Source organism: Mycolicibacterium sp. TUM20985, assembly GCF_030295745.1.
Lineage (GTDB): Bacteria > Actinomycetota > Actinomycetes > Mycobacteriales > Mycobacteriaceae > Mycobacterium.
This window is the reverse complement of record NZ_AP027291.1, coordinates 4,156,743-4,178,970: the sequence shown is the minus strand read 5'-3', so window position 1 is coordinate 4,178,970 and position 22,228 is coordinate 4,156,743. Positions and strand designations below refer to the sequence as shown.

Annotated in this window: 24 protein-coding genes and 1 pseudogene; 12 read left to right on the top strand and 13 right to left on the bottom strand. The window is 68.3% G+C overall.

Going from position 1 to position 22,228, the window contains the following annotated elements; translation table 11 throughout:
• Positions 1–22: 22 nt before the first annotated feature.
• The 7 genes and pseudogenes from gap to QUE68_RS20525 form a co-directional block, all read left to right on the top strand.
• On the top strand, positions 23–1,030 hold the full coding sequence (gene gap, locus QUE68_RS20555; protein ID WP_286274325.1) for a type I glyceraldehyde-3-phosphate dehydrogenase: 1,008 nt from the start codon (positions 23–25) through the stop codon (positions 1,028–1,030).
• Positions 1,031–1,064: 34 nt separating this feature from the next.
• On the top strand, positions 1,065–1,964 hold the full coding sequence (locus tag QUE68_RS20550) for a universal stress protein (RefSeq protein WP_286274324.1): 900 nt from the start codon (positions 1,065–1,067) through the stop codon (positions 1,962–1,964).
• Positions 1,961–3,082 (top strand): 4Fe-4S dicluster domain-containing protein, encoded by a 1,122-nt coding sequence (locus tag QUE68_RS20545; RefSeq protein ID WP_286274323.1) that lies wholly within the window; start codon positions 1,961–1,963, stop codon positions 3,080–3,082. Before QUE68_RS20550 ends, QUE68_RS20545 begins: the two co-directional genes overlap by 4 nt.
• The gene (locus QUE68_RS20540; protein ID WP_286274322.1) at positions 3,075–3,914 is read left to right on the top strand and encodes an FAD/NAD(P)-binding protein; all 840 of its coding nucleotides are present in this window, start codon (positions 3,075–3,077) and stop codon (positions 3,912–3,914) included. Before QUE68_RS20545 ends, QUE68_RS20540 begins: the two co-directional genes overlap by 8 nt.
• The gene (locus QUE68_RS20535; protein ID WP_286274321.1) at positions 3,915–4,673 is read left to right on the top strand and encodes an NADH-quinone oxidoreductase subunit B family protein; all 759 of its coding nucleotides are present in this window, start codon (positions 3,915–3,917) and stop codon (positions 4,671–4,673) included. It abuts the gene before it with no gap.
• Entirely contained in the window at positions 4,670–5,962 is a 1,293-nt protein-coding gene (locus QUE68_RS20530; protein WP_284228074.1) for a Ni/Fe hydrogenase subunit alpha, read from the top strand. The genes QUE68_RS20535 and QUE68_RS20530 overlap by 4 nt, the downstream gene beginning before the upstream one ends.
• Positions 5,911–6,357: pseudogene (locus QUE68_RS20525) on the top strand (hydrogenase maturation protease); the annotation flags it as partial. The gene QUE68_RS20530 and the pseudogene QUE68_RS20525, both read left to right, overlap by 52 nt.
• Here QUE68_RS20525 and QUE68_RS20520 read toward each other — a convergent pair.
• The 3 genes from QUE68_RS20520 to QUE68_RS20510 are packed head-to-tail and all read right to left on the bottom strand — an operon-like array spanning position 6,345 to position 9,316.
• Entirely contained in the window at positions 6,345–7,400 is a 1,056-nt protein-coding gene (locus QUE68_RS20520; RefSeq protein ID WP_455012326.1) for a 1-phosphofructokinase family hexose kinase, read from the bottom strand. The pseudogene QUE68_RS20525 and the gene QUE68_RS20520 overlap by 13 nt on opposite strands.
• Before the next feature lie 8 nt (positions 7,401–7,408).
• On the bottom strand, positions 7,409–8,314 hold the full coding sequence (locus tag QUE68_RS20515) for a universal stress protein (protein WP_286274320.1): 906 nt from the start codon (positions 8,312–8,314) through the stop codon (positions 7,409–7,411).
• Between the two features lie 15 nt (positions 8,315–8,329).
• Positions 8,330–9,316: an Acg family FMN-binding oxidoreductase gene (locus QUE68_RS20510; protein ID WP_286274319.1), complete on the bottom strand. Its 987-nt coding sequence runs from the start codon at positions 9,314–9,316 to the stop codon at positions 8,330–8,332.
• A gap of 221 nt (positions 9,317–9,537) precedes the next feature.
• Here QUE68_RS20510 and QUE68_RS20505 point away from each other — a divergent pair, with 221 nt between their 5' ends.
• The 3 genes from QUE68_RS20505 (at position 9,538) to QUE68_RS20495 (ending at position 11,711) form a co-directional block, all read left to right on the top strand.
• Entirely contained in the window at positions 9,538–10,425 is an 888-nt protein-coding gene (locus tag QUE68_RS20505) for a universal stress protein (protein WP_286275885.1), read from the top strand.
• A gap of 82 nt (positions 10,426–10,507) precedes the next feature.
• Complete coding sequence (locus QUE68_RS20500) at positions 10,508–10,783, top strand: dsRBD fold-containing protein (protein ID WP_284228069.1); 276 nt, start codon at positions 10,508–10,510, stop codon at positions 10,781–10,783.
• Between the two features lie 37 nt (positions 10,784–10,820).
• Positions 10,821–11,711: a universal stress protein gene (locus tag QUE68_RS20495; RefSeq protein WP_286274318.1), complete on the top strand. Its 891-nt coding sequence runs from the start codon at positions 10,821–10,823 to the stop codon at positions 11,709–11,711.
• Between the two features lie 17 nt (positions 11,712–11,728).
• Here the strand turns inward: QUE68_RS20495 and QUE68_RS20490 are convergent, their stop codons facing one another.
• The 6 genes from QUE68_RS20490 to QUE68_RS20465 form a co-directional block, all read right to left on the bottom strand.
• Positions 11,729–12,211: a DUF2231 domain-containing protein gene (locus QUE68_RS20490; protein ID WP_286274317.1), complete on the bottom strand. Its 483-nt coding sequence runs from the start codon at positions 12,209–12,211 to the stop codon at positions 11,729–11,731.
• Between the two features lie 55 nt (positions 12,212–12,266).
• Positions 12,267–12,416, bottom strand: a complete 150-nt coding sequence (locus QUE68_RS29540) for a hypothetical protein (RefSeq protein ID WP_353507033.1) — start codon at positions 12,414–12,416, stop codon at positions 12,267–12,269.
• Positions 12,417–12,499: 83 nt separating this feature from the next.
• A complete protein-coding gene (locus QUE68_RS20480) occupies positions 12,500–13,708 on the bottom strand; it encodes an NADH-ubiquinone oxidoreductase-F iron-sulfur binding region domain-containing protein (RefSeq protein ID WP_286274315.1) in 1,209 nt (402 codons plus the stop codon).
• Positions 13,705–14,265, bottom strand: coding sequence for a ferric reductase-like transmembrane domain-containing protein (locus tag QUE68_RS20475; protein WP_286274314.1), 561 nt, complete (start codon positions 14,263–14,265; stop codon positions 13,705–13,707). Before QUE68_RS20475 ends, QUE68_RS20480 begins: the two co-directional genes overlap by 4 nt.
• Positions 14,262–15,191 carry an FAD:protein FMN transferase gene (locus tag QUE68_RS20470; protein ID WP_286274313.1) on the bottom strand — a complete coding sequence of 310 codons (930 nt, stop codon included), beginning with the start codon at positions 15,189–15,191 and terminating at the stop codon, positions 14,262–14,264. Before QUE68_RS20470 ends, QUE68_RS20475 begins: the two co-directional genes overlap by 4 nt.
• Positions 15,188–15,610, bottom strand: a complete 423-nt coding sequence (locus QUE68_RS20465) for a hypothetical protein (RefSeq protein WP_286274312.1) — start codon at positions 15,608–15,610, stop codon at positions 15,188–15,190. Before QUE68_RS20465 ends, QUE68_RS20470 begins: the two co-directional genes overlap by 4 nt.
• A 62-nt stretch (positions 15,611–15,672) precedes the next feature.
• Here QUE68_RS20465 and QUE68_RS20460 point away from each other — a divergent pair, with 62 nt between their 5' ends.
• A complete protein-coding gene (locus tag QUE68_RS20460) occupies positions 15,673–16,344 on the top strand; it encodes a response regulator transcription factor (RefSeq protein ID WP_284228056.1) in 672 nt (223 codons plus the stop codon).
• Positions 16,341–17,546 (top strand): sensor histidine kinase, encoded by a 1,206-nt coding sequence (locus QUE68_RS20455; protein WP_286274311.1) that lies wholly within the window; start codon positions 16,341–16,343, stop codon positions 17,544–17,546. The genes QUE68_RS20460 and QUE68_RS20455 overlap by 4 nt, the downstream gene beginning before the upstream one ends.
• Positions 17,547–17,705: 159 nt before the next feature.
• Here QUE68_RS20455 and QUE68_RS20450 read toward each other — a convergent pair whose 3' ends face one another.
• The 4 genes from QUE68_RS20450 to QUE68_RS20435 form a co-directional block, all read right to left on the bottom strand.
• Complete coding sequence (locus QUE68_RS20450; protein ID WP_284228051.1) at positions 17,706–18,005, bottom strand: DUF4193 domain-containing protein; 300 nt, start codon at positions 18,003–18,005, stop codon at positions 17,706–17,708.
• A 180-nt stretch (positions 18,006–18,185) separates the two neighbouring features.
• A complete protein-coding gene (locus tag QUE68_RS20445) occupies positions 18,186–19,727 on the bottom strand; it encodes an aldehyde dehydrogenase (NADP(+)) (protein WP_286274310.1) in 1,542 nt (513 codons plus the stop codon).
• Positions 19,724–20,380, bottom strand: coding sequence for a 3'-5' exonuclease (locus tag QUE68_RS20440; protein WP_286274309.1), 657 nt, complete (start codon positions 20,378–20,380; stop codon positions 19,724–19,726). Before QUE68_RS20440 ends, QUE68_RS20445 begins: the two co-directional genes overlap by 4 nt.
• Positions 20,377–22,203: a putative nucleotidyltransferase substrate binding domain-containing protein gene (locus tag QUE68_RS20435; protein ID WP_284228047.1), complete on the bottom strand. Its 1,827-nt coding sequence runs from the start codon at positions 22,201–22,203 to the stop codon at positions 20,377–20,379. The genes QUE68_RS20440 and QUE68_RS20435 overlap by 4 nt, the downstream gene beginning before the upstream one ends.
• Positions 22,204–22,228: the final 25 nt, after the last annotated feature.

The following is a 22,228-nucleotide window of genomic DNA, read 5'->3' as shown; positions in this document are numbered from 1 at the left end:
GGGGGTCGTCAGAATTGGGGCCATGGTGATTCGCGTGGGTATCAACGGCTTCGGTCGCGTCGGTCGCAACTTCTTCCGTGCAGTCGATGCGCAACGTGCGGCGGGCACCACCGAGATCGAGATCGTGGCGGTGAACGACCTCACCGACAACGCGACCCTCGCGCACCTCCTCAAGTACGACTCCGTGCTCGGTCGGCTCGCAGACGACGTGGTCGTCGACGGGGACGACATTCGGGTGGGCGATCGATCGATCAGGGCGTGGTCCATCGCCGGCGGACCGGCTGCGGTGCCCTGGGGGGAGATGGGCGTCGACGTCGTCGTCGAGGCCACCGGTCGCTTCACCGCCGCGGAACAAGCCAGGGGCCACCTCGACGGTGGCGCGAAGAAGGTGGTGGTGTCCGCGACGTCGAAGGGCGCGGACCTCACCGTGGTGATGGGCGTCAACCACCGCGACTACGACGGTTCGCAGACCGTCGTCTCGAACGCGTCCTGTACGACCAACTGCCTGGCGCCCATGGCCAAGGTGATGGACGAGGCGTTCGGCATCGAGCACGGCCTGATGACCACCATCCACGCCTACACCCCCGACCAGAACCTGCAGGACGGCCCGCACCGCGATCTTCGCCGGGCCCGCGCCGCGGCGATCAACGTGATACCCACGTCCACCGGGGCCGCACGGGCGATCAGCGTCGTGCTGCCGCAACTCGAAGGCCGCCTCGACGGGTATGCCCTACGGGTGCCGGTGCCGACGGGCTCGGCCACCGATCTGACCGTCACCGTCCGCGAGCCGGTGACCGTCGAGGCCGTCAACGCCGCGTTCGCGGCCGCCGCCGACGGTGACCTCAAGGGCATCCTCGCCTATACCGAGGCTCCCTTGGTGTCCTCCGACATCGTCACCGACCCGTCGTCGTGCATCTTCGACTCGGGGCTGACCAAGGTGACCGGGAACCTGGTGAAGATCGTCGGCTGGTACGACAACGAGTGGGGATACTCCCACCGCCTCGTCGACCTCGTCGGTCTGGTCGCGTGACCCGCTGAGCGAGGGAATGAGCAAGGGAGCCTTCATGTCCGAGTCCACCGAGTCCCGCGGGGTCGTCGTCGCCGTCGACGGATCGCCTGCGTCCACACGTGCGGTCCGGTGGGCCGCGCGCGACGCCGAGCTGCGTCACGTCCCGCTCACCCTCGCGCACGTCCTCACCGCCACCGCCGGCACGTGGCTGGGTGCCCCGCTGCCACCGAAGTGGACCAAGGGGCAAAAAGAAGCGGCGCGTCAGGTGCTCGATGAGGCACTCGCCGTCGTCGCGGAGAGCTGTCACGGCGCCCCGCCACCTACTAGCTGTGAAATGCTCACTGGCGGAGCAGTTTCCACCTTGGTCTCCTTGTCCAAGGATGCAGATTTGCTCGTCGTGGGCCGCCGCGGCAACGGGACGATGCGGGGCCGGCCACTGGGTTCGGTGAGCTCGGCGGTGGTCCATCACGCCCACTGTCCCGTCGCGGTCATCCACGACGAGGACTCGGCGCTCGACAATCCCTCCGAGGCGCCGGTGCTGGTGGGCATCGACGGGTCGCGCGGAGCCGAGCTGGCCACGGCGATCGCGTTCGACGAAGCCTCGCGGCGCAACGTCGGGTTGGTGGCCCTGCACGCGTGGACGGGAATTGGTGCGTTGGCCATGGCCGACATCGGGTTCAACAAGACCGCCACTAGCGAGCTGGCGACGGTGGAGAACGAGGCGTTGGCCGAGCGGCTGGCCGGTTGGAGTGAGCGCTATCCCGACGTGCCGGTGGAGCGGGAGAGCGTCCGCAACGATCCGGGCACCGTCCTCGTCGACCAGTCCCGGCACGCCCAACTCGTCGTCGTCGGCGGTCACGGCATCGGCGGCTTCGCGGGCATGCTGCTGGGTTCGGTCAGCTCGGCCGTCGTGCAGTTGGCACGGACGCCGGTGATCGTGGCACGCCAACCGTGAACACCACGGTGATCGACGCCGGGGGATTGCGGGAGTTGGTGTCCACCTTGCTCGACGGCGGATACCGCGTCGTGGGTCCGACCCTGTCCGAGAACGCCATCGTCCTCGACGAACTGCGGTCGGCCGACGATCTGCCGAAGGGCTGGGGGGTCGACGTGGGTCCCGGCCACTACCGCCTGCGCCGACGCGACGACGACGCGCTCTTCGGTCACTCCGCAGGACCGCAATCGTGGAAGCAGTTCCTGCACCCCGCCCGGCAACGCTTGTGGTCCTCCGACGGCCTCGAGCCCGACGTGGCGCCGCCGTATGCGTTCATCGGTGTGCGCGCCTGTGACCTAGCGGCGATCGCAATGCTGAACGGAGTGCTCGGCGTGGGGACCCATCCCGATGAGGGGTTCGTGGGCCGGCTCGGCCGGATCTTCGTCGTCGCGGTCAACTGCACCGAACCGGGCGGCCTGTGCTTCTGCGCCTCGATGAACACCGGACCCGCCGTCGGTCCGGGGTACGATCTCGCGCTCACCGAGCAGATCGACGGCGACGGTCGCCGGTACGTGGTCGACGTGGGCAGTGACGCCGGTGCTGCGGTCCTGGCCGAACTCGTGCACCGGGATGCCGAGCGCGCCGAGATCGAGTCGGCGAGAACGGCCGTCGCCGAGGCCGCGAACAAGATGGGCCGACAGATGCCCAGCGGTGACCTCCGCGAGCTGCTGGTGCGGTCGCGGGACTCGCCACACTGGCAGGACGTCGCGGACCGGTGTCTGACGTGTGGAAACTGCACCATGGTGTGCCCGACGTGCTTCTGCACCACGGTGGAGGACGTCACCGACCTCACCGGTGAGCACGCCGAACGGTGGATGAACTGGGCATCGTGCTACGAATTCGACTTCACGTTCGTGCACGAGGGAAGCACCAGGAAGTCTGCGCCATCGCGGTACCGGCACTGGCTGACCCACAAACTCGGCACCTGGCACGACCAGTTCGGCAGCTCCGGTTGCGTGGGCTGCGGACGCTGCATCGCGTTCTGCCCCACGGGGATCGACATCACCGAGGAGATGACCACACTCGCCGGGCTCGACGCCGAGGACCGGGAACGCGACGCGGCAGCGGGCGATGGCTGAGGCTGCGTCTGGGGCGATGGCACCGGTGCCGTACCGGGTGCGCAGCCGGGTCGTCGAGAACCGCGATTCGGCCACCCTGTGCCTCGAACCCGTGGGCCGATCGCTACAGGCACCGCTGCCTGGCGAGTTCATGATGATGTACGCGTTCGGCATCGGCGAGGTGGCGATCTCCGTCAGCGGCTGTCCCACCGAGACCGATGGAGCCGTCACCCACACCATTCGCTCCGTCGGGGCGATCAGCCGTGCGCTGCACGACGCCCAACCCGGGACCGTGATCGGGATGCGCGGACCGCTCGGCACCGACTGGGGTCTCGAGAAGGCCGCGGGCCGTGATCTGGTCATCGTCGCGGGCGGGGTCGGTCTGGCACCGCTTCGGCCGGTCGTCCTTGGTGCGCTGGCCGACCGCGACCGCTATGGACGGGTGACGCTGATCGCCGGTGCCCGGACCCGCGACGACTTCCTGTTCAGCGACGAACTCGCGGGCTGGGAGCAGGACGGCGCGCTCGAGGTCCACGTGACCGTCGACGTTCCCGTGCAGGGCTGGCCCGGCGAGGTCGGATTCGTCACCGAGCCCCTGCGCAGGCTGTCACTGCGAGCCGAGAACACCACGGCGTTCCTGTGCGGTCCGGAGTCGATGATGAGCAACGGTGCGCTTGAGCTGCTTCGAAAGGGCATGTCCGGTCACGATATCCGGGTCTCGCTGGAACGAAACATGCAGTGCGGGATCGGCTGGTGTGGCCATTGTCAGCTGGGCCCGTTGCTGCTGTGCCGCGACGGGCCCGTCGTCACCTACGAGGTCGCGGAACCCTTGCTGCGCGTGAAGGAGCTGTAGATGAGTCGCCCGACCCTCGCGGTGTGGAAGTTCGCCTCGTGCGACGGCTGCCAACTGACGTTGCTGGACTGCGAGGATGAGCTGCTCACCATCTCCGAGGAGGTGCAGATCGCGACCTTCCTGGAGGCGTCCAGTTCCGTCATGGGCGGGCCCTACGACGTGTCGTTCGTGGAGGGATCGATCACCACCGCCGCCGATGAGCGTCGCATCAAGGAGATCCGCGAGCAGTCCGGCGTGCTGGTGACTCTCGGTGCGTGCGCGACGGCGGGCGGCGTGCAGGCGCTGCGAAACTTCGCCGACGTCGAGGAATTCGCCTCGGTGGTCTACGCCAGACCCGACTATCTCGACACCCTGGCCACGTCCACCCCGGCGTCGGCGCACGTCGCGGTCGACTACCAACTGCAGGGTTGTCCCATCGATCGCGGGCAGCTGCTCGACACCCTCGCCGCACTGCTGGCCGGACGCAAACCACGACTGTCGGACAAGACGGTATGCACCGAATGCAAGATGCGGGGCGTCACGTGTATCTCAGTGGCCGAGGGCATCCCGTGTCTCGGACCGGTGACGCACGCCGGCTGTGGGGCGTTGTGCCCATCGTTCCACCGCGGCTGCTACGGGTGTTTCGGGCCCACGGCGACCCCCAATACCGCCGCCCTGATCCCGTTGCTGCGCCGCGATCGCATGTCCGACGGTGACGTCGAGCGCGTGTTCACGACGTTCAACGTCACCACATTCAACGCCGAACGGAATGACGAGTGACCTCAGAGACCCGCACCCTGACCGTCGGTGCGCTGACCCGCGTCGAGGGTGAGGGCGCGCTGCACGTGACGTTGGCCAACGGCATCCTGGAACGCGTCGAGCTCAACATCTACGAGCCGCCGCGGTTCTTCGAGGCGTTCCTGCGCGGGCGCGCCTACACCGAGCCGCCCGACCTCACCGCGCGGGTGTGCGGTATATGCCCGGTCGCCTACCAGATCAGTGCGTGCAACGCGATCGAGTCCGCCTGCGGGGTCACCGTCGACCACGAACTGGTGGAGCTGCGGCGGTTACTGTACTGCGGCGAGTGGATTCACAGCCACGCCCTGCACATCTATCTGCTGCACGCACCGGACTTCCTCGGCTACCCCGACGCGATCAGCTTCGCCAAGGACCACCGGGAGTTCTTCGAACGCGGGCTGGCACTGAAGCGGACCGGGAACCGGCTCATGGAACTCCTTGGTGGCCGGGCGATCCACCCGATCAACGTGCGGCTGGGCGGCTTCTACTCGGTGCCCCGTCGTGTCGACCTCGACTCCATGGCGGAGGAATTGCGCCGCGCCCTCGACGATGCCCTGTTCACGGTGCGGTCGGTGGCCCAATTCGACTTCCCCGACGCGGAATCCGACCACGAGTTCCTGTCGCTGACCCAACCGGGCCGCTACCCCATCGAGAACGGAACCATCGCCCGCAGTGGCGGACCCACGTTCGAGGTGGCAGATTTCCGTGACCACGTTCGGGAGGTGCAGGTCGCCCATTCCACCGCGCTGCACGCCACGCTGGACGGGGGCCGCTACCTGACCGGACCGCTCGCGCGGTACGCGCTGAATTCGGCGGCACTCTCGCCGATCGCGCGGCAGTCGGCCACCGACGCCGGGCTCGGCAGCGTGTGCCGAAACCCGTTTCGCAGCATCATCGTTCGGGCGGTCGAGGTGGTCTACGCGATCGAGGAGGCGTTGCGCATCATCGACGAGTATCAGCAACCGTCCCGACCCTTCGTCGACGTTCCGTCCCGAGCCGCGGTGGGCCACGGCGTCAGCGAAGCCCCGCGCGGCCTTCTCTACCACCGCTACGAAATCGGCGACGACGGGCTGATCAAGGCGGCGGACATGGTGCCTCCCACCGCGCAAAGCCAGGCCGCCATCGAACACGAGATGGGCCGGCTGGTCGCCGCCAACCTCGATATGGACGATGCGTCGTTGACGGCATTGTGCGAGAGAGCAATTCGCAACCACGACCCATGCATCTCGTGCTCGGCGCACTTCCTCGACCTGACCGTCGAACGCAAATGAGCCTCGGCGGCGATCTCGGCGGCGATGTCATAGTGATTGGCGTCGGCAACGGGTTCCGCCGTGACGACGGTGTCGGTCTCGCCGTCGCCGCCGCCGTCGCCTCGCAGGCACCACCCGGGGTCCGCGTCATCGGCGACGTCGGTGACCCGTGCCGCGTGCTCGACGCCTGGGCCGGTGCGCGCCTGGCCGTGATCGTCGATGCCGCGGTCGCCTCGCCAGCGGTGCCCGGCCGAATCCATCGCTGCACGGTGGACCAGTTGCACCCGGTGACGACCACCAGCTCGCACGGTGTCGACCTCGCGACGGTCTTCGCGCTCGGCGAGGTGCTCGATCGGCTACCGGACGCCGTCGTGCTGATCGCGATAGAGGTGGCGGACACCGCTCAGGGGGTCGGGCTGTCGGCAGCCGTGGCGGCCGCCCTACCGAAGGCCGTCGCAGCGGTGCTGGCTGAGCTCGGCGACGGTCCGTCGACCACGTCTTCGGCTTCGGGAGACGACTCGAAGATCCGCTCCGACTCCTCGCGCTGACAGGGCGCGGTACCGGGTGTCATCAACATGGCCGCGCCCGTGGCGATCCCGAACCGCACCGACTTGGCGAGCGGCCATCCACGGGTCACGCCGACGGCGATCGCCGCGACCATCGCGTCACCCGCGCCGACACCGCTGACGGCACGTACCGGTACTGCCGGAAACCGTTGGCTGCCAGCTGAACTCGCCAGCAGCGCACCCTTGGATCCCACGGAGACCACGACGGCCTGAGCGACCCCAGCGGTGATGAGTGAGTGCGCGGCCGCCAACTGTTCGGACTCGGTCGCGAGCTCGCGTCCGAAGCACTCCCTGAGCTCACGGACACTTGGCTTGAGCAGGAACACCCCGGACCTGACGTGCTGCAGGCCGCCGCCCGAGGCGTCCAGGATCAGCGGCACCCCGATCTCACCGCACATGTCGGCGACCCGTTGGTAGAAGTCGAGCGGAACGCCGGGTGGAAGGCTGCCGCTGGCCACCACGATGCGCGCCGAGCGCGCGGCATATTCGAGCTCGTCGAGACACTTCGCTTGTTCGGCCGTCGTCAATCGAGGGCCGGGCAGGACGAAACGGTACTGCCGACCACTGCAACCCTCGTCCACGGTGAAGCTCTCGCGCGTCGGCTCGGAGATCGCCACACGGCGGTACGGTACGTCGGCCGCGGCGACGAGTTCGGTGACGAGGTCGCCGGTGGGTCCCCCGACGGGAAACACCGCAGTCACCGATGCGCCCAGGACGGTCGCCACCCTGGCGACGTTGATGCCACCGCCGCCCGCGTCGTAACGGGCGCCGTGGCAACGGACCTTGTCCGTGGGCACCACGCAGTCGGCGCCGGTGGTGACGTCCAGCGCCGGATTCATCGTCAAGGTGACGATGTCCGCGCCGAATCTGCTTCGCTCGCTTGAGGATTTCACCGGCTCGTCTACTTCGAGCCTGGGGGAGTACCGCGCACCACGAGCACGGGAACGTTGGCCGACTGAGCCACCGCCGAGCCCACCGACCCGAACCAGGTGCTCGAGAAGCCGCCCCGGCCCCGACTTCCGACCACCACCAACTGAGCATCCTCCGATTCACGAATCAGCCAGCGAGCCGGTTGATCACAGACGAGCCGTCGCTCGACGTGCACATCCGGATACCGCTCCTGCCAGCCCGCCAACCGTTCGGCGAGGATCTCGTGGCCCTGATTTTCATACTGCGTCCAGTCCATTCCCAGCATCGGGAAGACCGCGACGTCGCTCCACGCGTGCAGGGCAACCAGGCTCACGCCGCGGAACGACGCCTCCTCGAAGGCCATGGTCGTCGCTGCCTCCGACGCGGGGGAGCCGTCTACCCCGAGGAGGACGGGAGCGCTGGCGTCCACCCCCTCGGCTTCGGGACGAATGACCGCGACGGGGCAATGCGCGTGGTGGACGAGGCCCGTGCTGACCGATCCCAGCAGCATCCGGCCAAGCGCGCCCGTTCCGCGGCTGCCGACGACCACCATCCTCTGATTATCGGAGGCGGAGACCAGTGCAGGCACGACGCTCGCGTTCAGCGTTTCGGTGTGGACGTCGGCAATCCCCGTCATTTCGTTGTCGTCGATGCAGGCGTGTGCGGTCTTGAGCCCCTGCTCGAGGACGTGTCGCGCGTTGTCCTGTTGCCACTCGGTGATGTTCGCGAACATCGGTTCCATCGGCCATCGCGCGGCCACTGGGGCTACCACGTGGACCAACGTCAACGGCGCGTGACGAAGCACCGCTTCACGAGCGGCCCAGCGGATCGCGGCGTCGGACTCCGCAGACCCATCGACGCCGACCATTACTCCTGCTGTGCGCCAATTAATCGACATTCGGATACTCCTCGTTCAATGACGGGACTGCATGACTTCGCTCAACGGGCGACGCGGCGTGGGCGCTGGAACCCGATCCGGCACCGGCGCATCACCGACCCGGATCAACACCTGGGGGCATCCTTGGCCTCCGGTCAGGTCGCGGATGACGGCACGGCTCGACGCGAACTCGGTGATGTGGGACAGCGTGCACGTGGCCACGCCGGCTGCGGTGCAGCCCAACAACACCGTGGAGAGGGCCCGACCGCAGGCGAGAGCATCCTCCCTGGTGTCGCCGGGGGTGGACAACACCAGCACCTTGGCTTCGTCGACAGCGACGTCGCACCGTGTATCGCTGGAACGGGCAACGGGGAACTCGCGGTTGATGTCGACCCGGTCGCGCTCGTCTTCGGACACCAGGGCGCTGGGCGGCACGCCCTCATAGGACCGCAGAGGGTCGGTCCACCAACGCAATTCGTCGTGGTAGTACCGATCGGTTCGCCGGGATGCCTCGGTGCGCCGGGAGGCCGCCGCCAATGCCGGACGCGCGTCGTCGGCGAGTACGTCGATGGTCACGGTGCTCCGATCGACGCTCTCGCGCAGCATGTGTTCGACGCGATCCCAATCGCGGGGAGCCCGAAACGGGAGCCGATTGGTCCGGCGACAGGCGACCGCTTCGGCGCGGGACCTTTCGGCGGCGGTGGCCTCCAGTTCGGCTGGGCTGAAGTCGAGACATGCAAGATGGTCGCGCTCGTCGGGATCGGGAAAGGAGGCGACGGTGGTCGTCCAACCCGCGACGGTCATTAGGACCAGGAGATGGTCGAGGGCCGCTCCACAGCTGATGATGGCCTCGCGGCCGGAACGGTCGGCCGAGCGTACGACGCGTCGGTAGTCGGCGTACAAACTCACCGCCACGTCGTCGACGATCCAGCGCCACGGCTGGCTGTTGTGCAGGGAGGGCGCCCGGCAGGCCAACCGAATCGCCTGGGTCACGATTCGGGTGTCCACCGTCGTGCGAGTCATGGTCACGGACCTCCTGCCTATGTCAGCCTAGGGATTGCCACCATGCGTACCAGGGTCTTTGGTCCCCGCGGTCGGGCCATTGGACCCGGCACCGACCAAGGCCCCTGCAGTTGGTGACCAATGTCCATTGGGCCCATTGGTCTTTCGGCCTATCGTCCATACGACGGGAGCGGTGCCGCACGATGGCGGTCTCCACCAAGCTCACCCATGCGGGAGGAACCATGATCGAGTCGACGGGTCAACGCAGGGTCGTCGTGGGGGTCGACGGATCACCATCGTCGGACGCCGCCATCGGTTGGGCCGCGCACGAGGCCGCATCACGCGGCGTGCCGCTGACGCTGGTCAGCGTGCAACCGATGCCCCTGGAGATGTCCTGGCCTTTACCGATGGTGTGGTCGGATTCGTCTGAACTCCAACATGAATACGGTGACACCGTCGTCGCGCGAGCACGTGAGGTCGTGGTCGATGCGGTTGGGCGAGGAATCGTCGAAGTCGATGGTGAGGTGTCGGTGGGACCGATCATTCCGACGCTCGTCGACTTGTCGAAGGGCTCCGACATGATCGTGGTGGGCGGCCGGGGACAGGGTCCGGTCGATCGCCTGCTGCTGGGGTCGGTGAGCTCCGGCTTGCTGCATCACGCCAAGTGCCCGGTCGGGGTGATACCCGACGAGGTGTCGGCGGACCCGCCTCGTGCCGACGCCGCGGTACTGGTCGGAATCGACGGTTCCCCTGCGTCCGAGACGGCGACGGCAATCGCGTTCGACGAGGCATCCCGTCGCGGTGTTCGGTTGCGGGCCCTGCACGTCTGGAGCGACTGGACGGATTTCGAACTCCCCGGGTACGACCTCTCCAGGGCGGGGACGCAGGCGCAGCTGGCGCTGGCCGAACGTCTGGCCGGCTGGCAGGAGCGCTACCCCGACGTCGCGGTCGACCGGATCGTGGTGTGCGGGCATCCCGTCGAGGCGATCCTCAGCCACGCCGGGTCGGCACAGCTCGTCGTGATCGGTAGTCACGGACGCGGGGGATTCGCAGGCATGTTGTTGGGCTCCGTCAGCGCGGCGGTCGCCGCGTCTGCCACTGTTCCCGTAATCGTCGCCAGACATCCGTAGCGCGGCGGCCGAGGACCAAAGACCCTGGCCAGCGGGTCGCTGGTGACGGCAGACTCCTGGGGAGACGAAGAAGGGAATTGCAGTGAGCCACAACAAACATGGCAAGTCCGAGCACCTCGTCACGATTGACGTCGATCGCAAGGGTGACGGCACGCACGCCACCGCTAGCCTGCGCTGGCACGACGTCGACCTGGTGGGCGTCGGCGACGCACAGCTGGAGGACGGCGAACGCTATCCCAAGCGGGTCGGCGAGGAACTCGCCGTCGCACGCGCCCTGACCCACTTGACGCGCCAGCTGTTCGTCACCACCGCGGGTGACATCGAATCCGTGACCGGAGAGTCCATTTCAATCCGCTGACCGTGGGTCGGCGTCGGCGAATCAGAGGGAGCCCATCGTGGCCAAACAGGACAAGCACCACGGCATCGTCGTCGGAGTCGACGGCTCACCGGCATCGCGGGTCGCGGTCGACTGGGCGGCCAGGGACGCGCTGCTGCGGGGAGTCCCGCTCACCGTCGTTCACGTCGTCCCCACCCCGGAGATGTTGGTGTGGAGCGAGGCGGAACGATTGCCGGGTCTCGCGGAGTGGCACCAGACCCAAGCCGATGACGTCATCCGAGCCGCGGTGCAGACCGCGGAGGCCGCCACCCGGGACGACGGGTTGCTGGAAATTCACCGTCACGTCCTCGCGGGGTCCACCGTCCCCAGCCTGGTGGACCTGACCAAGGACGCGGTGATGATCGTGGTGGGCTGTCGCGGCATAGGGGCCATTCGGCGGTTGCTGTTGGGCTCGGTCAGTGCGGGGCTAGTACACCACGCGCACTGCCCCGTCGCGGTGCTCCACGATGAGGATCCGTTGATGCCGGACCCGGCGCGGGCCCCGATCCTGCTCGGCGTGGACGGCTCGCCGGCATCGGAGTTGGCGACCGAGATCGCCTTCGACGAGGCGGAACGACGCGGCGTCGACATCATTGCCTTGCACGCGTGGAGCGACGCCGCTTTGAGCGACTTTCCCTCCGTCGACTCCTCGGTGATGAAGTCGCTGGGCGACGAGATCCTCAGCGACCGTCTGGGACCATGGCAGAAGCGCCATCCCGGCGTACACGTGAACGCGATCGCCGTCGTCGATCGCCCCGCCGAGATGCTCATCAAGAATGCGGAGCAGGCGCAGCTAGTCGTCGTCGGCAGCCACGGACGCGGTGGATTCGCCGGTATGCAGCTCGGGTCGGTCAGCTCGGCGGTGGCGCAGTCGTCCCGGATGCCGGTCATCGTGGCGCGGTCGCACTAGGGCACGGCGTCGCCCGATCAGTTGGATGGTTTGGCGTCGGCGCCGGCCACGTCGCTCCAGGTGGCCGCGGCTCCCGAGTCGCCGATGCGATAGACCTGCACGGTGGTCGCGATGCTCAGGACCACCACGATGACGGCCACGATCCACGATGCGACGGGTTTGACGGACTTGCCGCGAACCTCGAGTACGTGAATGGCCGCCAGAAGCGCCGCGGCGACGAGCATGGCGATGGCGAAGTACACCATCGTGTCTCCGAGTTCGGTGTGCTCGTGCAGCAGCGGTGAGCGGCCGACTTTGTCTTCGAGCCATTCGCCGGCTTCGGTGGTCAGCGGCGTGAGCACCACGGTGATGGTGGCGAGGCCAAGCACCAGCCAGGTCAGGCGTTTTCGCGCGGCTGGCCATACGGCGCAGAGGATTGCCAGGGCTGCCGTGAGGGGTGCGAGGACGACGATGAAGTGGACCAGCAGCGCATGGATGGGGAGACCGTTGAACGTTGTCACGAGTTGATTCCTTGTAGAGGTTGGCGGAACACTGGAGTCGGGCGACGCTGCCCGTTCACGATGGACGTGGTGCAAGCAACGAAAGGGCGAGTCGCGGGCAGCGATCCACGGCAGCGCGTGCCTCGGCGAGGTCGCCGGAGGGGATCTCGGGCTCGCGAGAGCCGTTGCGCGCCAGGGGATAACCCCACTCGTCTCGGTCGAGCACGGCGGGAAGCAACTCAGTGCAGAGCCCCCGTCCGTCGCATCTGGTCCAGTCGACGTGCAGTCGCACGGGGCTTGGGTGCCTTGTCACGTGCGGCCCTGACTCTGCACCGTGGCGAAGGCGGCGTCGCAGCGGCCCGAGCGGTGCTCGTCGATGTCGTAGGCGAAGACGGTGAGTGCGCTGCGCGCCATCCGGACGGTGCCGTCCGGGTGACGACATGACCCGCGCCCGTCCACCAGGCCGAGTATTCGGTGTATCTCGGCGAGCAAGGTCTGGTCGACGTTTCCGTACGCGAGTTCGTCGAACAGCGTTGCAAGCCGAGGCAATCCGTTGAGGCAAGGTCCGCACTGCCCGGCGCCTTGGTCGGCGAGGTAGGCGACGATCTCCGCCGTACGTACGAGGCCGCACTCGTCGACGGGAAGCGTATGGACGATACCGGCGCCGGGGCTGGCTCCGAGGTGGGCGAGGCCGGCTCGCGACAGGGTGGCCTGGGCGAACTCGGACGAGGGAATCCAACTGCCGTGGTAGCCACCGATCAGCGCCGCCCTCGTGCGGCGGGGGTCGCCGTGTGTGACCACGTCGAGAAGCGGAGTTCCGGTCGGTACCTCGAGGACGGACGGCCGGTCGGACGCGCCCGACGACGTGACCAGCATGGTGCCGGGCTGCGCAGGGTCTCCGACGGACCGGAACCAGCGGGCGCCGTACCGGGCGATGAGCGCGACGTGGGCCAGGGTCTCGACGTTGTTGACCAGTGTCGGGCGGCCCCGCACGCCGGCGATCGTCGTCAGGACAGTGCGATCGCGGGGCAGTGCAGGCCGCCCTTCGACGCGCGCGACGACTGCCGATTCCTCCCCGGCGACGAACGTATCGGGTGCCTCCACGACGGTCACCGGTTGCCGGTCCCAACCGGCGGCCGTGCGCTCGTCGATCGCACACCGTGCGGCCGCCGCCAATCGGCTTGGTACATATAGGTAGATCGTCGTGGCGGCGATGGTCTCGGCCACCAGTTGCAGGCCGTCGAGCACCAGGTGCGGCGATCGGGCGAGCAACACCGCGTCTTTGCGACTGAGCGGCTCACCCTCGGCGCCGTTGCCGATCACGACCGGCTTCCGTCCGGTGACGGATGCGATCTTGCGGCAGGTGGGGAACCCGGCACCACCCCGACCCGTCAGACCGGACCGCTCGAGCGATGATACGAGGTCGTCCACTGCCTTGGTGGGTGGGCGACCGAACCGGGTGTGGTGTTCCGCCAAGCCGGGGCTTCGAGCGGTGAGCAGGCGGCCTCGATCCGTCATCGACGCACCGCAATTCGCGTATCGGCGTACTCGACGAAGTTCGCCCTCACCCGCCATGTCAGGGCCGCTGCGACCAGCAACGCGCAGGCCGCCGCGAACGCCAGGAACCACGGTCGAAAGGCGTCGGTACCGTTGCCGAGGGCATGAGCCATCGCCATCGGCCACAACGCATAGGTCACCCAGTGCACGGCGCGAAAGATGTTGACGCCCAGTCGATGCCGGAGCAGGCTGGTCACGATCACCACCAGGAGCACGTCGAACGCGAGAGTGCCCAGCCCGAGCCACAGCGGCCGATAGGCGCCCTGGAACGGGATCACGAAGTCCAGCAACCGCAGTTGGGCGTACGGGTCGAAGAACAGCAGCCCGAGATGCATTGCCACCAGTAGTGTTCCGGCCAGCGCGGCGAATCGGTGCACGTCGACCACGGCGAAGCGTGGCAACCCCGCCAGTCGACGACCAGACCGCGTGGCGATGCCGAGACCGATGGACAGCGTGAAGAAGGCGAGTGCCGTGATCCCGGTGCCGCGGCCCAGCGCCCAGAGCGCCTGGTCGGTCATCGCTGCGCCTCGATTCCGGAGGTCGGCCAGGTGCCGATGGTGTGCACGTCCCCGAACACGTCGACGAGTCGGGCCGCCATCCCGAGCCTGCCGATCCACTCCAGCGCGGGCCAGCCACGGACGACGGCGGCGGTGGCGACGGTGTTCGCGGCGAAACACGTCTGCGCTGCCACGCTCACGGTCCGCCACACCGGGTCCGCACACCGCCCGGTCCTCGGATCGAGGATGTGGTGCATCAATTCGTCACCGCTGCGCCACCGTCGACGAAGGGTGCTCGACGTCGCCAGCGCGGATCCCGCCGGCAGCGCAAGCGAACTCGCCGGCTCGTCGTCCGCGTCTTGCACCAGGACCTGCCAGCCGCCGTCAGGCGCCGGGCCGGCCGTGGCGATGTCCCCGCCGAGATTCACCAGAACGCCGCTCCCCGTCACCGTGTGGGCGCGCTGGGCGCAGCGGTCCGCGGCTACCGCCTTGGCAGTGGCGCCCAGATCGAGCAAGACCCCCGGGGGCATGGTGACGACGTGACCGTCGAACGCGATCATCGACCAGTGGGCGGGCGTGGTGAAGACCGGCACTGCGGGCGAGGCACTTCGGACGTCGGCGATGTCGGCGTCGTAGCCGAGTGCGACCATGGCCGCCCCCACCGTGGGGTCGACGTCGCCGTCGGTCAGCCGGGCCGCCGTCAGCGCGGCATCCAGAAGGTCCGCCAGTGTCTCGCTGACACGGGTCGGACGGCCGGATGTCAGTGTCAGTGAATTGATTTCGGAGTCGAGGCGGAAGCGTGACGCGGCCGCTTCGACGACGTCGAGCTCGGCATCGGTCTCCCGCCTGGCCACGGCGAGTGCAGACGGGTCCGTGACGACGATCTGCATGTCCAGACTCCATCGCTGCCACCGGACGTCGGCGGTCTGCGTTGCGGTGAGGGTCACGAGCCGCGGGAGACGGTGATCTGCGGCGAGTAATTCGGCGCCATCACCGTCGTGGGGGCGAGGCGCCGCTTGGTCGTCGGGGGAGTGCTGGCTCTTGGTGCGGGCGCTTGCGTCGTGTACTGGGGCACCGGGGTGTACTCAGGCACCGGCGTGTACTGCGGTTCGGGTGCCGGCTCGACGGTCGTCGTCGAGACGTCGGGCACCGGCGGAGGTTCCACGATGGGTGGCGAGAAGGGCGGCGAGAGGAGCGGCGGAATTACCTGCGGCGGCGCCGACTCGACGGCGGCTGTCGCCACCGGGGGCTTCACGGTGTCGACGTAGGCGAGGGCAGAGGCACCTGCCACGCCGGCGACGCCGAGCCCCATCAACGCCCACGAGGCGGCCGCGGCACGTCGGAATCCCGAACGGGGTGAGTCCATGCCGATGATGCTGACAGCCGTTTCTTCAAGCCTTCGAAGAATTCCCGTGGCACGCTCAGCGGGTGGCGGACCGGACTGCAGCACCCACGCTGCTGATCGTCGAGGACGATCGCGCTCTGAGCGGGATGCTCGAGACGTTGTTCCGCGAGGAGGGTTATCGCGTGGACGTTGCCCATGACGGCCAGCAGGGCCTTCACCGCGGGTTGACCGGTTCCTACGACGCGGCGATCGTCGACCGTGGCCTGCCGGTGATGGACGGGGTCGAACTGGTCGAGGTGCTGCGTTCGCGGGGGATCGCGACACCGATTCTGCTGCTGACCGCGCGCGGTGCGACGGAAGACCGTGTCGACGGCCTCGACGCCGGCGCTCAGGACTACTTGGTCAAGCCGTTCGAGGTGCCCGAACTGCTGGCTCGCATTCGGGCATTGCTCCGGCGGCCCGACGACGGCTCGACGCTGCGGGTGAATGGACTGGTGCTCAACCGCGTCAGCCGCACCGTGAGCGGTTGGGGGTTCGCGGACGTGGAGCTGTCCGAGAGGGAAGCGGCGCTGCTGAGCGTGCTGATGCTTGCCCCTGGCCGCAACTTCACCCGCGGCCAGCTGCTCGGCGCCGCGTTCGACGGTGTCGACACGCCCGGAGTCGTGGATACCTACGTGCACTATCTGCGCCGCAAGCTTGGGCGATCGGCGGTGCGGACGATTCATGGCACCGGGTATCGATTCGGGGCGCCATGACACACGGCAGCGATCTCGCCGTCGTCCGGCGCGCAGGCCGGATCGCCGCGATCCAAGCGTCGCTGGCATTGGCTGCGGTCCTGCTGGTCGTCGGAGCGGTGGTCTTCCTCGTCGATCTCCGAGTGCAAGACCAACAGATCGCCGATCAGCTGACCTCGGTGGCGTCGACGGCTGATGATGCCACCGATCCGCCGCCGGGCATGCAGCTCGTGGTCCGAGACCTCACGGGCAACGTGCAGGCGAGCGACGGGGGCCTCCCGGTGGCGGACCTTCTGGCACGGCCTCCGGGGTTCTCGGAGGCCCGGATCGACGGCGAGGAGTACCGCTTCCTGGTGGCCGACAAGCCCGACGGGAGGGTGGTCGCCATGCTCGCGCTGGAGTCCTACGAGGAGGGCCGGCGCCGCCTTCTGCTGTCGTTGGGCGCCGCGGAACTCGCGGGAATCCTCGCCTCGGTCGCCGTCGTGGTCCTGCTCACGCGCCGCTCGATTCGCCCGCTCACCGACGCCTTGGCTCTGCAACGCAGATTCGTCGCCGACGCCTCGCATGAGCTTCGCGCCCCATTGACAGTGCTGCACACCAGGATTCAGCTGTTGGCGCGCCGATTTGACGACGACGATTCGGGTGAGGCGAAGAAACAGATCGATGCGCTGGCGGCGGACACCAGGGCGCTCGGTGAGGTCATCGAAGACCTCTTGGCGTCCGCAACGATGGCGAACAACGGTGTGGCCCGCGACCGCGTCGACGTCACCGCTGTTGCCGAGGCGGTCCGCGACAGCATGGCCGAACATGCGGACGCGGCAGGGGTCAGCCTCAGCGTGAACCGGCGGGGCGGGACTAGCGCGGCGGACGGCGTCGTTCTCGGATCGGGTGCCGCACTGCGGCGCGCCCTGACGGCTCTGGTCGACAATGCACTTGCCCACGAACACCGCGGCGGGGCGATCGTCATCGGCATCGAGCGCCGCGCAGCGGACGTCGTCATCGACGTCAGCGATGACGGGGTGGGGGTCCACCCAGACGCCGTGGCCTCATTGTTCACCCGTTTCGCCCACGGGCAGAGTCACACTGCCTCGGAGGGTCGCCAGCGCTACGGCATCGGACTTGCGCTCGTTCGGGAGATCGCCTTGGCCCACGGCGGCGACGTCTCGGTCGAGCCGACACCGGGCGGCGGAGCGACGTTCACTTTGACCCTGCCAGCGGCGTAGCGGATTCACGCTAACGGTGGTCGCCGGGGTGCAAGACCCGCTGGGGTGATGTTCTGTGCGGGGAGGCGGACAGGGCGCCACGGGAGTGGCCGTCGCATGCTTTCGACAGCACGCCGGGCGGCCCCGCCCGCACGGCTGGCGGACGAGACCCGCGCAGACCTACGCGCAGTCGGCGCAGATCATGCGATCGCCGACCTGGCGGGCCAGACGATGGCTGTGTTGGACGAGGAAACAACTCGAGCAGGTGAACTCGTCTCGCTGCTTGGGCACGACCCGGACGGTGAACTCCTCACCGGAGAGGTCCGCGCCGGGTAGCTCGAAGTCGTCGAGTTCTTCACCGTCGTCCACGTCGAGCACCGCGGTCGCGGCGTCGTTGCGACGTCCGGCCAGCGCCTCGAGTGACTCGTCGACCACGTCGTCGGTTTCCTTCTGGCGTGGCGCATCATAATCAGTGGCCATTTTCGTCCTTTCGAGTCCAGTGGCGTTGTCGCGACAACGTGGACTGTGCGCGAGTTGTTCCCATCCCTAAACCGGACGAAACACTTGGGTCTGATGTCACATCGATCAAACGGCTGAAGAACGGCGTTGGCTCGGTCTAGAGCCCGTCCCCCGACGTCATTCGGGGACACAGTACGGTGCTCACGCCCCGGTGGCGCGCAACCTGCCGTCGAGACGCCGGGGGATGTCGTCGTAACCGTCGCGCAGTTCCGGCGGAAGGACCCGCTGCGGTGCGTTCTGGTAAGTGATTGGCCGCAGGAAACGCCTGATCGCAGTGGCTCCGACGGAGGTGTGCAGTGAGTTCGTGGACGGCCACGGACCGCCGTGATGCTGGGCCCACGACACCGTGACACCGGTGGGGAACCCGTTGTAGATCACGCGTCCAGCCCGGGCGGCCGCCAGGTCCGTCAGCGCCTGAAGGGTCCCATCGGCATCGGCATCGGAATCGGCATAGTGCACGGTCGCGGTCAGAGACGGCGGGAAGGTCTCGAATACCGTTGTCGCCGAGGCAATCACCGAATCGACCCGGTACCTGGCGATGATGGTGAGCGGCCCGAACACTTCGTGGACCAGTTCGGGGTCCAGCCCGTCGAGCGCGGTCTCGACCACAATGGGCGTGGCGGTGAAACCCCCGCCGTCGGCAGCGGGAGCGGCGTGGCTCGTCACATCGGTCCGCTGCCGCAGGGCCGCCGTCTCGTCGGAAAACGTGCGGTAGATGCCCTCGTTGAGGAGGACGTGCCCCGATGACGTGTCCAGTCCGGCGTGTACGGCCGTTACCAGTCGGTCCCCGTCGGCGCCGTCGGGCACGAGGACGAAACCGGGCTTCGTGCACATCTGGCCCGAGCCGACGGTGAACGATGCGACGAGTCCTGCGCCGATCTCCTCGGCCCGCTCGGCGGCGGCGCCTTGGGTGACGACCACGGGGTTGAGACTGCTCAGCTCGCCGTAGAAGGGGATCGGTTCGTCGCGCGTGTCGATGATGTCGAGCAGCGCCTTGCCGCCACGCAGCGATCCGGTGAACCCGACGGCCTTCACGGCGGGCTGCGCGACCAGCACGGCGCCGGCGGACGTGCCGAAGACGATCCCGAGGACGTCACGGGGCGCCGGACTGTCGGCGAGCGCGGCCGCGAGGAGGTCGAAGGAGAGCCGTGAGGTGGCCGGGTGCGACGGGTGCGCCTTGACGATCACGGGGCAGCCGGCGGCCAGTGCCGAGGCGGTGTCGCCACCGAGGACGGAGAACGCAAAGGGAAAGTTGCTCGATCCAAACACCGCGACGGGGCCGATCGGGTGAAGCATCCGGCGCAGGTCGGGGCGCGGGCCCATCGGGGTGTCACCCGCCGAATCCAGGATCGCCTCCAGATAGCTGCCCTCGCCGATCACGTCGGCGAAGAACCGGAACTGGAACGCGGCGCGGTTGATCTCGCCGTCGAGCTTGGTCACGCCGAATCCGGTTTCCGCCGCGGCGATCTCAATCAGGTCTGCGCGGCGAGCGTCGATGCCGTCGGCGATGCCGTGCAGGATCTCGGCGCGGGCGCCGCGGTCGAGGCGGGCGAATCCCGGCGCCGCCTCGGCCGCGGCCGCAGCGACCGCGGCCACCTCGGCCTCGGTCGTTTCGCGGGTGACCGGCGCCAGTGGCTCGCCGGTGCGGGGATTGGTTCCGAAGACCTCGGGGGTCGTCGTCATGGGCGTCCTTCCGACATGGCGATCAGGTTGGCGGTGGTCAGCGACGTGCCGCGCTCGAGCTGAGCGGCCAGTGCGATGAAGAGGCCGGCGGTGGTGACCGCATCGCCGAGCGCGTGGTGCGGGGAGTGCACCGGGAGCCCGAGGGCATTGGCGGCGTACTCCAAAGACACCGCCTGATCGGGTCCGAGGTCGACGTCCAGGACGCGGCGGGCCAGGACGGCGGTGTCGACGATCGGGCTGTCGAACGTCCGGTAAGAGCGGCGAAAGGCCCTGCGCAGGAACGATCTTTCGATCCAGGCGCAGTGTGCGACGACGGAATGGCCGGCGATCAGCTCGTCGAGGGTCGCCACGCAATCCGTCAGGGGCGGGGCGGCTTCGAGGTCCTGGGTCCGCAGGTTGTGGAACTTGGTCGAGCTCGGGGGGACGATGCCCGGCACGTGGACGAGCCCGTACACCGAATCGGCCGTCTTGACCCTGCCGTCGCGGATCGGCACCGCGCCGAAGGACACGATGTGGTCGCGTCGGGGATCGAGACCGGTGGTCTCGAGGTCGATCACGATGAAGGTGTCGGTCCGCCAGTCCACGTCGGCGGCGGACGTCCGCCGTGGCCGACGGCTGGCGACTCCGCGGGCCCAGTCGATCATCGGCGTCATATGCCCTCGTAGCCGAACCACTTGCGGCTCAACCGGTCCTGGATGCCGCTGACCGTCCGGAACGCGCTGCGAAGGTGTCGCCGTTCGAGGGGGTCGAGCCGGTTGGGATCGATGGCCGACTCCACGGGTGTGCCTTCCTTGATCGCGGCCACCTGACTGTCGAACACCAGGTGGTAACACAGGCTGAACGCACCGGAGAGGGCGTCGGCCTCATCGGCGGTGAGCAGGCCGCTGCGATGGGCTCTGTCGAGCCGCTGGGGGGTGGTACCGGTGGGGTCGCCGGTGCGCTGGGCCAGTGCGCGAGCCAGCGACGCCACCGGACGCAGACCGGACTTCTTGAGGTTGAGGTGGTTCTTCTGCTCACCGAAGTGCTCCACGACGAATCCCCGGACGAAGCCGCTGGGCGGGCGGTCGTTCATGGAGAAGCGACTCAGCGCTCGCGTGAACGCGTCGCGGCCGATGCCGCCGACCAGCGCGGTGCGCAGCGGTTGGATCAGTACCGGGCGGGTGATGGGCCGGGCATCCAGCACCGTCGAGGCCATCAGCAGGTAGTCGACGTTGTCGGGATGGGCACGCCAGACGTCGGCGACGTCACGCCATTGCCGCTGCGACCGGTTGAACAGTGGTGCCGACGCGTTGAGGCCCTGCGGACATGGCGCGAGACCGCAGCGGGTGAGCGCCGTGATCAGGGGTGCGGTGGCCGCGGCGACCTGCTCGCGGGTGAAGACGGTGTCGCCGGTCACCGCCCAGGCCAAAGCGGTGTCGACATCGGAGTTGGGCAGGGGCTCGCGGCGGCCGAGGGAGCCCATCAGCATCCAGGAGCAATCGAGTTCGGTGAACGGGGATGTCGTCGTGTGCAGGTCGATGACCTTGCGGAAGATCGATTCGACCATCGCCGACAGCAGCGCGCCGAGGTGTTCGACCGGCAGGCCGGCGTCCCAGAGTTCGACCGTGGTGGGGGTCAGTAGACGGCACGCTTCGACGAGTTCGTCCATGGTGGTGGCCGACGCCACCGCAGAGCGGATCACGAGCGGATTGCGCACCTCCGTGGCCGCCATGTCGACGACCCGCACCACGCCCACCGCGGTGCCGACGGCGTCGACGACGACGAGGTGATGGATGCCGTGCTCGACCATGAACAGGTACGCGGTGCTCACGGTGCGGTCGGTGCTCATGGCGATCGCCGGGGTGCTGGCGATCGTGGAGACGGGCGCGTCGACGCCCACCTCGCCGGTCGCGACGCGACGGCGGAAGTCGTCGTCGGTGACGATGCCGATCTGCCCGCGCCGCTGAAACAGCGCACAGGACCGGCCCGCGCTGGTCATGAGGGCGGCGACCGTGCGGACGGAGTCGTCGCCATCACACCAGGTGATCGGGTGCGCCACCTCGCCGATCGGACGTTCCAGCCGGGTGAACGAACCGCCGGAGTCGATCAGCCGCTCACGCGCCACCAGGCCGCCGTAATGGGCGAAGCGCAGCCGGTCGGGGTGCCTCAGGAGCGTCCGAGGATCGGGCAGCCGGTAACACAGGGTGTCCTCGGCGGCTCGGACCTGCAGGGGGGGCGGCAGCCCGGACAACACCGAGATGTGGCCGAACGTCTCGCCGGCACCGAGGACGTCGGTGACCCGCCCACGGTCGACGACCTCGACCGCGCCGACCCGCACGACGTAGAGACAATCCAGCGGTGCCGCGTCGGCCTCGACGATCACCGAGCCCGACACGAAGTACTCCACCTCGACCGACGCGGCGAGGCGGTGGAGGTCGTCGTCGTCGAGCCGGTCGTACGGTGACTGCGCACCGAGGAACTCGAGGAACTCCTTCACCGATCGATCGTTGCACGCCCACCCG